Annotated in this window: 15 protein-coding genes and 1 pseudogene; all 16 read right to left on the reverse strand. The window is 36.7% G+C overall.

The features are described from left to right. Positions 1–486 precede the first annotated feature (486 nt). The 16 genes and pseudogenes from L950_RS12000 to L950_RS12050 all read right to left on the reverse strand — a co-directional run bounded on the left by L950_RS12000 (position 487) and on the right by L950_RS12050 (position 14,230). Positions 487–1,725, reverse strand: coding sequence for a hypothetical protein (locus L950_RS12000; protein ID WP_156169668.1), 1,239 nt, complete (start codon positions 1,723–1,725; stop codon positions 487–489). A gap of 40 nt (positions 1,726–1,765) precedes the next feature. After that, positions 1,766–3,187, reverse strand: a complete 1,422-nt coding sequence (locus L950_RS12005; protein ID WP_031289605.1) for a TonB-dependent receptor domain-containing protein — start codon at positions 3,185–3,187, stop codon at positions 1,766–1,768. Further along, positions 3,160–4,164, reverse strand: coding sequence for a carboxypeptidase-like regulatory domain-containing protein (locus tag L950_RS12010; protein ID WP_197086398.1), 1,005 nt, complete (start codon positions 4,162–4,164; stop codon positions 3,160–3,162). The genes L950_RS12005 and L950_RS12010 overlap by 28 nt, the downstream gene beginning before the upstream one ends. A gap of 326 nt (positions 4,165–4,490) precedes the next feature. Next, positions 4,491–5,024, reverse strand: a complete 534-nt coding sequence (locus L950_RS12015; protein WP_021192159.1) for a sigma-70 family RNA polymerase sigma factor — start codon at positions 5,022–5,024, stop codon at positions 4,491–4,493. A 1,197-nt stretch (positions 5,025–6,221) separates the two neighbouring features. Beyond that, the gene (locus L950_RS12020; RefSeq protein WP_021192160.1) at positions 6,222–6,689 is read right to left on the reverse strand and encodes a GNAT family N-acetyltransferase; all 468 of its coding nucleotides are present in this window, start codon (positions 6,687–6,689) and stop codon (positions 6,222–6,224) included. 279 nt (positions 6,690–6,968) lie between these two features. Continuing rightward, positions 6,969–8,090 carry a glycoside hydrolase family 26 protein gene (locus L950_RS12025; protein WP_021192161.1) on the reverse strand — a complete coding sequence of 374 codons (1,122 nt, stop codon included), beginning with the start codon at positions 8,088–8,090 and terminating at the stop codon, positions 6,969–6,971. After that, a complete protein-coding gene (locus tag L950_RS35360) occupies positions 8,087–8,443 on the reverse strand; it encodes a hypothetical protein (protein WP_197086399.1) in 357 nt (118 codons plus the stop codon). Before L950_RS35360 ends, L950_RS12025 begins: the two co-directional genes overlap by 4 nt. 11 nt (positions 8,444–8,454) lie before the next feature. After that, complete coding sequence (locus L950_RS35365) at positions 8,455–9,219, reverse strand: glycosyl hydrolase (RefSeq protein ID WP_197086400.1); 765 nt, start codon at positions 9,217–9,219, stop codon at positions 8,455–8,457. Beyond that, on the reverse strand, positions 9,216–9,446 hold the full coding sequence (locus L950_RS35370; protein WP_262507072.1) for a hypothetical protein: 231 nt from the start codon (positions 9,444–9,446) through the stop codon (positions 9,216–9,218). The genes L950_RS35365 and L950_RS35370 overlap by 4 nt, the downstream gene beginning before the upstream one ends. 5 nt (positions 9,447–9,451) lie before the next feature. After that, positions 9,452–10,039, reverse strand: coding sequence for an AGE family epimerase/isomerase (locus L950_RS35375; RefSeq protein WP_262507073.1), 588 nt, complete (start codon positions 10,037–10,039; stop codon positions 9,452–9,454). After that, positions 9,934–10,239 (reverse strand): hypothetical protein, encoded by a 306-nt coding sequence (locus L950_RS37295; protein WP_262507071.1) that lies wholly within the window; start codon positions 10,237–10,239, stop codon positions 9,934–9,936. Before L950_RS37295 ends, L950_RS35375 begins: the two co-directional genes overlap by 106 nt. Continuing rightward, on the reverse strand, positions 10,239–10,382 hold the full coding sequence (locus tag L950_RS33010) for a hypothetical protein (protein ID WP_021192162.1): 144 nt from the start codon (positions 10,380–10,382) through the stop codon (positions 10,239–10,241). The genes L950_RS37295 and L950_RS33010 overlap by 1 nt, the downstream gene beginning before the upstream one ends. 15 nt (positions 10,383–10,397) lie before the next feature. Further along, a pseudogene (locus L950_RS12040) lies at positions 10,398–11,716 on the reverse strand (MFS transporter). 137 nt (positions 11,717–11,853) lie between these two features. Further along, positions 11,854–12,447, reverse strand: a complete 594-nt coding sequence (locus L950_RS36495; RefSeq protein ID WP_316930623.1) for a hypothetical protein — start codon at positions 12,445–12,447, stop codon at positions 11,854–11,856. Positions 12,448–12,461: 14 nt separating this feature from the next. Beyond that, positions 12,462–12,992, reverse strand: coding sequence for a hypothetical protein (locus L950_RS36500; RefSeq protein WP_316930624.1), 531 nt, complete (start codon positions 12,990–12,992; stop codon positions 12,462–12,464). Between the two features lie 29 nt (positions 12,993–13,021). Next, positions 13,022–14,230, reverse strand: a complete 1,209-nt coding sequence (locus L950_RS12050) for an acetylxylan esterase (RefSeq protein ID WP_197086401.1) — start codon at positions 14,228–14,230, stop codon at positions 13,022–13,024. Position 14,231: the final 1 nt, after the last annotated feature.

The following is a 14,231-nucleotide window of genomic DNA, read 5'->3' on the forward strand; positions in this document are numbered from 1 at the left end:
AGATTTTAAGAAAATAATACCTAGAAATATAAATAGAAAGTTATACAGTCAAATGTGGATAAAAAACAAGACAATTTTTAGAAAAATCAAAATATGAAATAAACAACCTGAGTAGTTACACTCAGAATTTATGTTTTTACCTAACCATGAAGAATGGAGAATTTGAAGTCGTAAAATGCGACCTCAAGTTGGGGAGGAAGAAGATCTGCACCAACAATTCTAATGTGATGGTGATCATCCAGAAAATGGATAGTTATGCATACGAAAAAGAATACTTTAAAAGCACAATAGCTTTAAGAATTACATAAAAAACAAGAGCCGCTTCAATTTGAAACGGCTCTTATTGTTTAAATGATCTTTATTTGTTGCTAATAACATAATTATCATTCACGCTTTTTCATTTTTCAACTGTTTAAGCTAGAATACCTAGTTTATATTCCTTAACACTAAGAGTAATGAAATATAACAAAGAAAAGTACAGCGGTCTTAATATTTAACCACACCATAAGCAGAAGTAATTCCACCTTTGATTTGTATACCTCTTTTAAATTCGTTTTTATCGGTATCATAGCAAGCTATGTACCACTGAGAATCTACAGTTTTCACAAATACATAAGCTTTACCACCATCGACTAATACGCCATTTGAAGGCACGATCTGAACTTTCCCTAATCCAGAATCATTTAGATTTTTGACCATCACTTTATTATTGATGTCAAAAACATAAGCGCCCAATAATGCTTTACCATCTTTTAAATAGGTGTGCTGATCCGATTGCTGTCCCATATAACCTTCAGAGAATAAGCTATAATTTGACAAATCAAATGCATAATCTGGATCTATTTCTGTAGTACCAGCCTTCATACGCAATAAAGTGTAATACTTTCCTTCACGGATAGTCGTGAAATAATAATTTCCGTTTTCATCGAAAAAGCTCGATTTTGTTTGATACCAGGTACCTGTTGTATGTCCATATTTATCATTAGAAGCAATCTTTTGATTTTGTAAACTTGGATAGTCCGCAGTCAGCACATAAGCGACTTGCTTTGCTGGAGAGGCCCACTCAGGTGTTAGATACAAGAATCCGACATAGATTTTACCATTTCTAATTCCTAAACTTGTTGGAGATAATTGAATCGTTGACTTGTCATAAAATTCATTTGGTTTACCAGCTTTAGCGATTGCAGGAACTTTAAAATTTAATGCCGATTCACCTTTCACAATCATGGTCGCTGTATCGATAATAAATAAACGTTTATCGATAGCTTCTGTAGCAGCATTATATGATGCCGACCAATTGTTAAAATTTACGCGTCCATCAACAAATGCCGACTTCATCATCCCCAAATAGTTTCCTGGATTAGACACCACAGCATTCCCTTTTTCGACGATATCGCCAGTTGCTACTGAGTATTTAAATACAGCATTACCCTCTGTTATAAAAATATTAGACCCTTCTCTTACCCCGTAAGTTTGATCTATCTTTCCAGTCACGTCAATCCCGAATCCTACAGGAGATACCGATCCTTCTTTCATCAGGTCTTCAACCGGCAAAATATAATCATGTTTTTCTCCTGCAGCTTCCACCTGAATCGTAATACCATATTTTGAAGCTTTAGCTATTTCATCAGGTATTGTATTTGTATTATCAGAAGAGCTTTTACAGGCCGCAAAACTCAAAGCCACACCGGCCATCAGGCATGATTTTTTAAAATAAGTATTCATAAAACGCATATTTGTATAGTATATATTGTTAAAATTTAAATTAAAAGATGGACATTCTTAATTTGGTATAGAATGCACGACCTGCTTTTTGCAGTCCAAAATTATCGTAAAGTCTTTCATCGGTAAAGTTTCTAGCTTCCATAGAAATTCCGTATTTATTATGCTTCCAAGAGTAGGAAAGGATTGCAGAATGAACGTCTTGACTGGGAATATATAGTTTTGTCTCTTGAGAAGCCAAATTGTCCCAGCTCATATAAAATTTATGGGTATATTGATTCATATAGGTCAATTCAATACGGGTTCCTTTTCCTAACCAATCATTTTTCCCAATTGAAACATCCACATTTCCATATAAATAAGGTCTATTTGGCAGTTGTTTGTGCAAGATCGATCCTTCCTTATCAACAGATTCTCCTGTTTGTAATTTCGTTACAATTGCTTTATCATAGCTACCATTCACATTGACCCGAAACAGATCTTTATAGCCGTATTTCGCATCAAACTCGATCCCATATAATCTTGCTCCATCGAGGTTGGAGTATCGATAATAGTTCCCGGCACTGACCATCTGTATATAATTATTGGTATTACGTAAGAAAGTGGTGACATCTACATTGATAAAATGCTGATCATTAAAATATCCGTTATAAAACATCCCTAGATTAACATTATTGGACTCTTCAGGCTTTAGATCAACATTTGGTAATACATACACGACATTTCCGTATAACTGCTCTACGGAAGGTAATTTATATGACTTCTCAAGCGAGGTTTTGATACCTACATCTTTCTTTAAAAGGTATCTTAAGGTCAAGCCACCACTTTTGTAGTCTTTATAGTTATTATACTGGACCACATCTCCTGATATAAGTTTTCCGTCGCTATCGTATTTTCGTTCATCTGCAGTATAGCTATTATCCATCCCATAATATTTAAAGAATACCACAGAACTTAGTTTTTCATCTAACCATTGCCCTTGCCAAGCCAAATTTATCAGGTGTTTGTTTAGACGCTTTGGCCTGCTATTGATTTCTCGATACTCCTCAGTTTTCATCATATCAAAATTCTTTTGCTGATTGGTACTGAGGTTATAGCTCAAGTTGATTACTTGCGATTTTTTCTTATTGAGATTGTAAGAAAAGTCTGTTTTTGCAATATAACTTTTGTTTATAATCTGATCATAAGCCTCTTCTTTGAATGTGCCATTGCTTTGCGGTATTCCGGACCAGTAATAGAGATACTTTGCAGTATCACGTACCTCTGTACGACTATCACCATAGCTCGCAAAAACATCAACATAAAGATCCGGAAGAAATAGCCCATTTTTCCGGTACTGTATGCTAGGTGTAAGGAATTTATTTTCGGACCATCGACCGCCGTATACCGATTTTATATTTGAGCCCATTTGTATTTCCTTATTATTTTCAGAATAGCTTAGGCCAAAAAGTAATCGATCTGCCATTTCACGTTTTCAAATCCAGCCTCCAATTTTCCCATTCCCGAAGTATAGGCATCATGAAAACGGCGGGCTTTATCTACTTTTACCAATTGATTCTGCACAATTCCAGTTTCTTCATCGACAAATGATTTAAAATATCCGTCCAGATTAATACCATATTTGGGATTACTGTACATCATATAATTATTGTCCGAATGGTTAAAAAAAGCATCCGCTTTGACCATCAAGCCCGTTTTGGCATCTCTCATATTTGCGATCAATGATGCTTGGTGTGTATTGAAAGAACCATATCCATAACTGAAATCAAAAAACTGTTTGTTTCTACGTTTTGTGATAATGTTTACAGCACCTCCCAGTACGTCTGTAGGTAAATAGGCTGGCACAACACCTTTATAAACTTCAATACGGTCAACTAAGTTGACCGGAATATTATTCAAGGTCATGGAGCTTCCATAATTTTCCATGGGCACCTCATCAATAAATATTTTCGCATCCAGACCATTAATTTTAAACGAGAAATCCGATCCCATTCCACCATTTTCACGAATAGTTACTCCAGGAGATCGTCTTAATAATTGGTTCAGATCTGCAACCTTATCTACTTGTGTAGTCAGGTCAATGACATTGACAGCATAGCCCGATTGTTTTATTTCCTGTACCTTTCGCTGGTTTAATCTTTGTCCAACCACAGAAACCTCCGCGAGTGATTTCTCATCACGGCGCAACTGGAAATCCAAAAAAGAATTTTCATTAGTGGAAAGATTTAAGGTTTTCGTTTCCGAATGGTAACCGACACTTGATACGCGTACATTTAAATTAGAGTTTTTTAATTTTAAGAATTGATAGGATCCATCCACATCACTTGTCGTTCCCTTATCCAATTCCCTTATATAGATAGTTGCCCCAGAGATAGGTTTTCCAAAAGTATCTTTTACGTAACCAGATAGATTAAACGTTTCTATTTTTTGTGCACATAGCAAAAGAGAGATGTGTAAAAAAAAACTTGTTAAAAATAATTGTTTAGATTGCATTTACTGTTTTATTATCACTTTAAAAGGTTCTTAATTTTGCAAACCTCCATATTAAAAACACCTCACTCAGTAATCTCATTACTATAATATCAGCATCTAAACTATCTTTTTAGCTGAATTCTTGAATAGCACATTGCATATTCTTGTTCATTATCATAAGAAGAAAAAGGATGTCTGTTGAGGATTACATATGAACATCCATAGTACTAGGTGTAGTTTTAATAAAAAATGTCCCGATTTATTTATACTAAATATAAATAAGGAGATTAAAGTGGTTAAAAACCAACTTTTTTAAGGTTTACTCTTACTGATTTTAAACTGATAGAGAGCTTATTACGAATTGTTTTCTCGGAAAGATCCAGAGCAGATGCAATCGCATTATTGTCTAGCCCATCTTTAAATTTAAGTACAAACAGATCTTTACTTTTGGAAGGAAGTTTTGTAATGATTTCATCTAGTCGCTGATGTAAATCTTTATACAGGATGTCTTGATCGGATTCCTGATCACCGATAATATCAACATCACTAAGATTCATATTATCGTCTATATTAAGTCTTTTTTTGATTTCATGGAAAGCAGTATATTTTACTGCCCTTTTGAGATAATTTTCGATATTTTCAATATGTCGTTCACTTCTTTTATCCCACAGGGAGACAAACACATGTTGTACAATATCTTCAGCTAACGATTGATCATGGACAATACAGGTCGCATATGCTAGCACCTGATCCCAATAGCGTTTATAAATCAATTCGAAACATTTCTCATCAATTGATTGACAATCTATTAAATTCTTTTGAACGTCCATATCGTATGATTACTGGACAAATTTAATCTTATTTAGATACAATCCAAATAATAATTTAAAATTTACTTAAACAAATTATGAGCTTAATATCGACCATTTCTAATTGCAAATTAAGAAGATATCAATACCTTAATACGCTTTTTTTAAAACTTCATTCTTTTTTCAAGCTATAAAGATTAGAGAAATCTTCGCTGTTGAAAAAATGCAACAAACAAATGTTGAAACTGCCTATCCATACCGAAATGAAAAAAAGCGATACTTTAGCCTCGAGTTATTAAGCTCGTTTATAATTCCTGCAAAAGCCATAAAATCAAAGTAAAAAGTACTTACTATCACCAAGTAAAAACACTGGATTTGATTTTTTCTAATTAGATCTGAAAGATTAATTTTATCTTCATATTAGATTTAATTTAATTTTATCATGTTTATCTGGTTTTGAAGGCTTTTTCATTTTTTTGAGAGAGCCTTTTTTTTTGAAAATCTACTAGAAATATTTATTTTTTAGTGTTGCTCTTATGAGCATGCTATCACAAATATATATTGGTTAATAGCGCTAGGATTCCCCTTAAAGCTATTTTTCTTATTATTTTTTGAAATTTTAAAGTCAACTTTTAATTTTAAGAGTCGAATTGTCGAGTTAGTAGCCAAGATAAAACTGCGAAGCACTCTCCGAAGGAAATAGAGGACCCATCCCAAAAGAAAGGAAAAAGATAGGATTTAATGTTGGTGATAAAGAGGAGTCGTTCATGATAAGTTGATTTGTTATTATTACCGCAATAAGCTGTTGGAGATGAAAGTGAAGGATAAGGTGATTGATAAACGAGAGTAAATTTTCGCTATTTTTACTCTTATTAATTACGGAAGTAAGATTTACCTTTAAGTTATGAGCACATTCGATATCTAAAAACCTTATAACGCATTACCTCTATTACCACCAAATGTTGATATATAAATTAAAATAGTTCTACGTAAAACAATTACTGCTGGTAGAGCTCTAGCACAATTAAATGGAACATTATTAAATTTGCCAATATGCCTTTTCGCATGAAAGAAATACAACAATAAAAATATTCTCATAGCTCATTATATACAACTTGAAGTAAATTGAGTTGAGCGACATAGTCAAAATAGATACAAAGTATAGTTTTTGTATCAATATCGGCTGTAAATCGTCCCAATCTTTAAGTATTTATATGGTTAAATTAGATTTAATTCCATAATAATATCAACGCGAGAGTAATGTGGAGCATGTTCTGCCAAAGAAATTTTTTTAAATCCAAACTTTTCATATAAATGAATGGAAGATCCTAATTTAGTATTACCCTCCAAAAACAATGTAGGAATATTTCTAATTTTTGCCTCAGAAATACAATGTTCAAGAATTAATTTTCCAATACCCATACCTTGATACTGTTCATCAACAGCAAATTTACATAGTTCATAACGGATATCAGTGATCTTTTTTACGGCACAGACTCCAACAGGAATATGATCATATAAACAAACTATGATAAATCCTCCGTGATCGATAATCTCCTGAGGGCTATTTAAAGTTTCTATATCCTGCAGTTCAATGGTGAAATATTTTTTTATCCACCTTTCATTCAACTCTTTAAATACAGGAGCGTAATTAGACTTATAATCAACAATTTTAAGCAAATTCATTTTTTATATTTAAGAAAAGCAAGTTATTCAAATTTACAATAAAGGCCTACTTTATTCAAAAAATTGAAAAAAAACTTTTCCTACTTTCTTTATTCGGGCATTAGGTTCTAGCTGTACATACCGTCCAGAAAAAAGTAAAGCACGCTATTAAGGTCAACCACATTTAATCTAAGCTTACTTTGATTAAACCTAAAAAGGTTCTACACATGGTGCACTACAGTCCAAAATTTCATAAAATGGCACAAAGCGGACAATAAAATGATCGCACCTGGTCACCATCTATTTGACTAAGAATACATCTTTTTTATTCACAAATTTCTTGAAATCTATCGAAGCGGGATGGCCCTTAAACGGAATATAATAGTGTTCAGGTTTGTCCGCTTCATAGGCATTTCTCCAAAATAATATCCATGCTAACTCTTTTCCCTTTACCAGAGGATAAACCACTTCTGTAAAATAAGTGGGATCTTTCACTGACTCCAGACCAGTTTCGCCGATCGTTGGGATCTTACCTGATTTCTTTGCATAGCCCGTTATTATTTCAATATTTTTAGCCATTGCTATCTTATAATTTGCAATATCATCAGACGTTCCTTTGCCAGCCACATAACAGTCGAAGGCAACAAGATCAACATAATCATCTCCAGGATACCTTTCTAGAAAATGTGCTTCATTTTCGGTTTCCGAAGGAGAATAACAGTACAGTACATGATGGATATCATGGTGCTTTTGAAAATAATCCACAGTCATTCTCCATAAATTCCTGTATTCATCGGGAGAGCATTGTTTTGCTCCCCACCAAAACCATGCGCCGGTATGTTCGTGATAGGGCCTAAGTACAACAGGAATTAACTTTTGATCATGATCCTTAAGATCCAACAGAAAATCGGCCACCTTATCCAGCCATCCTAAATATTCACGGTGGTGCACACCATTAGGTAAAATCGATCTTACTACAGTGTCCTGCCCACAATCCCACGCATTATTACCCGTAGCAATATTGTTTCCGTGCCAGCTCAGCGTTGTAATACCTCCACGTTGATGTGTATCTCGAATATAGTTGCTCATATCATCGAAATATACTGAATCCAAATTATAAGCTTTCCCGAGTTCCACATCCCCCATTTCCCAGCCGATAACTTTTGGATATTTTCCCGTTACTGTCTTCACATCACTGTTTCCTTTTACTTTATACCAGCCATGTCCGTAGGCTAGGGCATCTTGATGCCCTACAGCAATACCTTTAGTGCGTTGTTGGTTGATCCTATCGTAAAGGTCCTGAGTTTCTTTGGTTGCCTTTGGGTCTGCTGGTTTTTGGCCCCATGCATCCATGCTTACAGCCATAAAAGCAAAGCAGACCACTATTTCAGTGAAATGGAATAACTTCTTTTTTATTTTCATCTTTTTGTGGGTTTATAGATTAAAGGAAGATCATTCAAAAGTATCATATCTTTGGATTTGCAAAATACGCCAAAATCATGAGCTGCCGGATGCTCTGTCGTCGGCACATAATAGTGCGTAGGTATATCATGAGCATTGCGCCACAACATACAATACGCTAGAGGCCACTTTTTCAAAATGGGATGCAATACATTTGTAAACCACGTTGAATCTGTAATTTGTTCCAAACCTACCTCAGTAAGTGCGGCCAGTTTATTTTTTTCAAGAGCAATAGTGGAAACAATACCTAACTTTTTCATTGCCGCAATAGGATCATTCGCACCATCAGGACGAAAATCCCAATAATTATCCATACCCAAGATATCTACGTAATCATCACCTGGGTACTGCTCAAGATAAGCTCCTCACTTTGAAAACGACAGTCTGGGGAAAATGCATACAGCAGTTGATGGACATCAAGATCATTCTTTAAATAATCAACCGTATATCGCCACAGTTGAATAAATTCAGATGCAGAAACATGCCCCCTACCCCACCAGAACCAATCGCCATCAAATTCATGAAAAGGTCTAAAAATAATGGGAATTGCCTCTCCCTTGCTACCTGTACAACGTCTTAGAAAATCGCGCATGAGTTGAAGGTAATGTTGATACTTCCGATTGGCACTTCCGCCAGGCAACATCTCCAGTACTGCGATTTGTGGATTTTCTTTCCATTCATATGATCCATCGTTTATCGGATTGGACATATGCCAAGAGAAGGTAATAATACCACCTCTTTGATACATATCTTTTACTGCGTTCACTAATTTGTCCGTTTCAGTCTTTCTATAATTGCTATCCAAATGCGTTAACACCTGAAAATCAAGACCTAGTAAAGCCGGGTGGCTTCCAGCAACATCCTTTATATCACTACGGTCTTTTTCTCCTTGCCACGACCTGCCATAACGAAGGGCATCCTGCTGGCCTAAGATCACAGCGCGTTGAGATTGTATCTTTATTAGATTGTTGTATAGCGCAACAGTTTCGATTGTTGCCATGGAATCAATCGGTAATATAGTCTTTGCTGCAACCAGATTAACCGTTTGCATGATTAATAATGCGAACCATGTTACAATTTGTTTTATCATATGTTATCAAAGTTTTCAAGCATTTCAAGGCACATACGCCCATTATGATAAGGACATTTCCAAAAACCAGCTTTATCTTCCTTTCTGTTTATATCACCATTCTCCAGCCTACTCCAATACCATTCACCTTCATGTTTATCAACTAAATTATGCTGAATATAATTCCAGACAGCAGCAGCCTTATTCTGATAAGACGTGTTGTTCAACAGTCTTCCTACATATGACAGACCTACTACCGCTTCTGCCTGTACCCACCAATGCCTTTCGCGGTCCCAATGGTTATCTTTTTTTCATAAGCCATACTACCATCGGATAACAGTCCTTCCATGGCAGCATTTGCAATACTGGGCACAACCGATCTAATCTGATCCTCCAACATAGCATCGCCCAGGACCTGTGCTGCCTCCAACAGCAACCAGGCCGCCTCGATATCATGCCCGAAAGATTGAATATCTCCTTGAACATGCCAATCTGCATCAAAGAACAATTGTAGATGCCCTGTCTCAGCATTATATATACGATCAATAAATAAGGAGATCAATTCTTTTTGTGCTTTTTTAAGAGAGACATCATCCCATATCCTGAGCAGGTTCGTGTAAGGTTCCAAAATATGGAGGTGGGTATTCATAGTCTTGGCTTCATTCTGATCCTTATCGCTCAATCTCATATCTGCAATTGGTTGCCAATCTTCCGTAAAAGCCTCCCAATAGCCCCCTAAAATAGTATCCTTACATGCTTCGATTTGATAAAAAAATTCTTTTGCATATGCCAGCGCCATTGGTGTTCCTGTAGCTCGATAATATTCGGCAAATGCATACAGAGCAAATCCCTGTGCATAGGTCTGTTTTTTGGATTAACAGGATTACCAAGGTAATCGAGTTCCCAAAATACCCCCCCGTACACGCGATCGATAAAATAATCTCTAAAGTAGAAATAAGCCCTATCAGCCATTTTACGGTAACAATCTTTTCCAAATAGTCGGTAAGCTGCCGAATATGTCCACAATATGCGCGCATGCATTACTGCTCCTTTATTAGCTTTTTTATGCGCTTTATTGTTCCCGTCAATCTGCCCATAAAACCACCATGCTCTTCATCTACCATATTTTTCATCCAGTATGGGAGAATATTATTTTCCAGTTCTTCTTTAAACCCTTTCATCATTTTCTTCAGACCAATTTAATTTCTACGTTTATCCAATTCGACAGATATAGCCTGCATTTTTTGTTCGTTCAATGGATAAAAACTAATGAATATGATTGATAATACTGTGCCCACTGCGGGAAAAAAACTTAAAAACATCTTAATTCCACTTATTGTCTCTTGCGACTGTAGCTGATTTGCCTGAAAACCGTAGTATCCGAGCAACCATCCTGTTATCGCGGTACCAAAAGCCCAGCCCAACTTTGACTCATAGAAGAGGAACTAAAAATTAAACCGGTAGCTCTGTTGCCGGTTTTAAATTCCGAATAATCGACGCAATCTGCATACATAGACCAGAGTAATGGAAACACAGCCCCCGCACATATACTGATCAATACTTGCAACGAAAAAATTCCCCATAAATAATCTTTATCCATCCAATAGAAAAGTATACTTCCTAAAGTTGCGATCAGCATCGTCAGCATAAAAGTATTTTTCTTGCCGATAAAATTACTCAAAGGTGCGGCAATGATTACACCAACGATATTGGCGAGCTGTCCCAATGCCAGATACAATCCACTCAGTACAAAAGGTACATTGACTAGCATAATTTTACCATAATGCTCTTCATCTATATAGTATTTGAAATAGTAAAGTGCCGCTCCGTCTCGTACCGAATTGAATATCAGAGTAGAAAGTCCTGCGCCCAACAGGACCCACCATGGGCCGTTATTAAAAAGTTCTTTTACATCCTTTTTTAAGCTGGAATTTGATTCCTTTGCAGGCTGCACACGCTCCTTTGTCCAAGCAAAGCATAGTAAAAAAAGAACAATACAACATATGGCTATAACAGCCGCAGCCATAACCCATCCGTGCCTCTGTGCCTCGATATCATTACTATGGGCGCTAAAGTAATTGACCATAGGATTGAAAAGCAATAGGGTCACAAAACTACCGATGTAGGCAAAACTCATTCTAAAAGTAGCCAATATGCTTCTCGTTTTTGGTGAAGCACTCATTACACCCAAAAGAGCAGCATATGGCACATTGATAGCCGAATAGACCATCATCATTAGTGAGTATGTTAAATAAGCATAAATTAACTTTCCCTCTTCACCAAATGAAGGGGTGTAAAACGTAAAAACACCGAGCACTCCGAATGGAACCGCTACATATAAAATATAAGGTCTAAACTTACCCCATTTAGAATTTGTACGGTCAGCAATTATACCGATAATCGGATCGAATAACGAATCCCAGACACGCGTTATCAAAAACATCGTACCGACCAATTTAGCCTCCATACCAAATATATCGGTGTAAAAAACATCAGGTATATACCAAACAGTTTCCAGAACATAGAAGAGGCGGCATCACCCAGTCCATAACCGATTTTTTCTTTGAGGCTGATATTCTCAGTAGTGATCTTCATTTTCGTCTTACATTAAGTTTTGAGTAATTTAAATTTTTAAATTTTTAGAAATGATATCTTTCAATGTTTCGACAGATTTTTTGAACGCATACCATCTGGGGCTGTGCTTAGACAGTAGTCCAATAAACGTTCGACAGATGATACTGCAACATGCATGCGTGTATCACTGGATGCATAATAGATAAAAACTTTACCGTCTTCATCTGCAATCCAACCATTCGTGAAAAGAACATTCGAGACATCGCCTATGCGCTCATCACCTCGTGGTGCCATCAGATGACCAGCAGGTTCAGCAATCAACTTTTCTGGCTTTTCTAAATCAGTCAAATATACATACAGAACATAGCGAAGTCCTGCTGCGCAGGCACGAACGCCATGAGCAAGATGCAACCATCCCTTTTCGGTCTTGATGGGTGCTGGCCCCTCCCCATTTTTCAGTTCCTTTATCGTATGATAATAACGATGATTAATAATCGTTTCTTCATCCAAAATAGCATTTTCCATTGAATCGACAAGTCCCCAACCAATTCCACCTCCGCTTCCGGTATCGATAAATCCATCTTGAGGCCTTGTATAGAGGGCATATTTACCATTCACAAATTCCGGATGGAGAACGACGTTACGTTGTTGGCTTTTTGATATTAAATCTGGCAACCTCTCCCATTGTTTCAGATTTTTGTTCGTACTATCCCAGCGGCGGCAACTGCCGAAGACAGATCTCCAGGAACAGCATTTGGATCTTTACGTTCTGAACAAAAAATACCATAGATCCATCCATCCTCATGTGCTATCAGGCGCATATCATAGACATTGGTATCCGGATCTGCAGTCTCAGGCAGGTCAATCGGAAAATCCCAAAATTTGAAGTTATCGATTCCATTTGGACTTTCCGCTATGGCAAAAAAAGATTTACGATCATTGCCTTCAACCCGAACCACAAGCAAGTACTTTCCGTTCCATTTGATTGCTCCAGCATTAAAAGTACCGTTTATACCAAAGCGCTCCAGCAAAAATGGATTTGTCACTTCATCCAGATCATAACGCCAGAATAGCGGTGTATGTGCGGCTGTGACCACTGGGTACTCATAACGCTCATAGATTCCATTTCCAGCACTTATTGCTGTATTTTCCCGTTGTAATAAGGCATAGTGAGCTGCTTCAACCTCTTCTAGACGTTGCTTAAATAATGTACTCATCATTTTAATAAAATATAATGTTAACTTTTGCTTTAATCTGGTTTTTCCACGGAAAGAATTCGTCTGAATAAATCAAGGCCGGCAACATGAAATTCATTACCAGTACTGTGTCCATATTTTGGAAATGCTATCCAGGATTTTTCTGATTGCACTTGATTGTAAGCTGCAAAGTTGATATGTGGTGGGCATACATGATCCTGCATCCCGATACCCATGATCAATGGTACGCGAATACGTGATGCTAAATTTTTAATATCAAAATAAGACAACGTTTTATACACTTGATCCAAACTGATATCAGTATGTTGTTTCAGATAATTATCTACATCAGATTTTGGCCAAGGAGCAATCTTAAAATAATCTTTATAATCCGACAAAAAAGGAATTCCTATTGCCAGAGCCTTTACTCTCGTATCCAGTGAAGCCGCTACTACCGATAAAGCTCCGCCCTGACTCGATCCACGTACGGCAATACGGTTTGCATCCAACTCAGTTCTGGAACTTACAAAATCAAGTGCTCGCACTACATCCATAAAAGCTCCTTTGTAATAGTATTCATCTTGGCTAAAAATACCATGTGTAAACCAGGTCCCAAAACGGTTTGTCTTTTCATTAAGTGCCTGTCCACGGATAGACAGTACAAAATAAGCGAAGCCATCCCAGCTTTGGTTTGGAAAATAGGGTTTCGAACCATAGCCCATATACTCGACAATAACAGGGTGTTTTCCAGATTTTTTCGGCTTGGCATAGTATCCCATAATCAGCTCATTGTCCAATGAACGCATAGAAACCTGATACATATCATAATCCAATCTTGACTGTTCAGGGAGTAATATCAACTGATAATCTGGCTCTATTGCTGCCAGCGCTTGTTTGTTCGCTTTCCAAAATTCATCAAAATCAGCTCGGGCATCATTCGGAGAACTGATCTTTTCGGGCTCATAGCCAACGTTACATTGTTGTTCCAATTTTTGTCCATTATCCAGCTGCAGGCTCACCTTATATTGATAGAACCCTGGCTTTGGATTTTTTAACCCAAATACACCGGCATTCAACGATCCATTTCCAGGAATAGCGACATTTACCTGCTGTGTATTGACAAGCTGCCCATCATCGGTCGTCAAAGTAATATTTAGATATGCTTTGACAGCCTCCTTTCCTTTATTGACGATAGCCGGCGCTATTGCAATACTGTCAGTTCCGAGAAAGACATAATCATCATCGCGAACATTTACATTCAAG

It is taken from the genome of Sphingobacterium sp. IITKGP-BTPF85, assembly GCF_001006065.1.
GTDB lineage: Bacteria > Bacteroidota > Bacteroidia > Sphingobacteriales > Sphingobacteriaceae > Sphingobacterium > Sphingobacterium anhuiense.

What these genes read in the sequence shown, in the direction of transcription:
- L950_RS36500 (WP_316930624.1), bottom strand. Translation starts at nt 12,992, where the DNA reads ATGATGAGTACATTATTTAAGCAACGTCTAGAAGAGGTTGAAGCAGCT.
- L950_RS12015 (WP_021192159.1), bottom strand. Translation starts at nt 5,024, where the DNA reads ATGGACGTTCAAAAGAATTTAATAGATTGTCAATCAATTGATGAGAAA.
- L950_RS12025 (WP_021192161.1), bottom strand. Translation starts at nt 8,090, where the DNA reads ATGAAAATAAAAAAGAAGTTATTCCATTTCACTGAAATAGTGGTCTGC.
- L950_RS35360 (WP_197086399.1), bottom strand. Translation starts at nt 8,443, where the DNA reads ATGGATAATTATTGGGATTTTCGTCCTGATGGTGCGAATGATCCTATT.
- L950_RS12020 (WP_021192160.1), bottom strand. Translation starts at nt 6,689, where the DNA reads ATGAATTTGCTTAAAATTGTTGATTATAAGTCTAATTACGCTCCTGTA.
- L950_RS12005 (WP_031289605.1), bottom strand. Translation starts at nt 3,187, where the DNA reads ATGGCAGATCGATTACTTTTTGGCCTAAGCTATTCTGAAAATAATAAG.
- L950_RS37295 (WP_262507071.1), bottom strand. Translation starts at nt 10,239, where the DNA reads ATGCATGCGCGCATATTGTGGACATATTCGGCAGCTTACCGACTATTT.
- L950_RS12000 (WP_156169668.1), bottom strand. Translation starts at nt 1,725, where the DNA reads ATGAATACTTATTTTAAAAAATCATGCCTGATGGCCGGTGTGGCTTTG.
- L950_RS35365 (WP_197086400.1), bottom strand. Translation starts at nt 9,219, where the DNA reads ATGATAAAACAAATTGTAACATGGTTCGCATTATTAATCATGCAAACG.
- L950_RS33010 (WP_021192162.1), bottom strand. Translation starts at nt 10,382, where the DNA reads ATGATGAAAGGGTTTAAAGAAGAACTGGAAAATAATATTCTCCCATAC.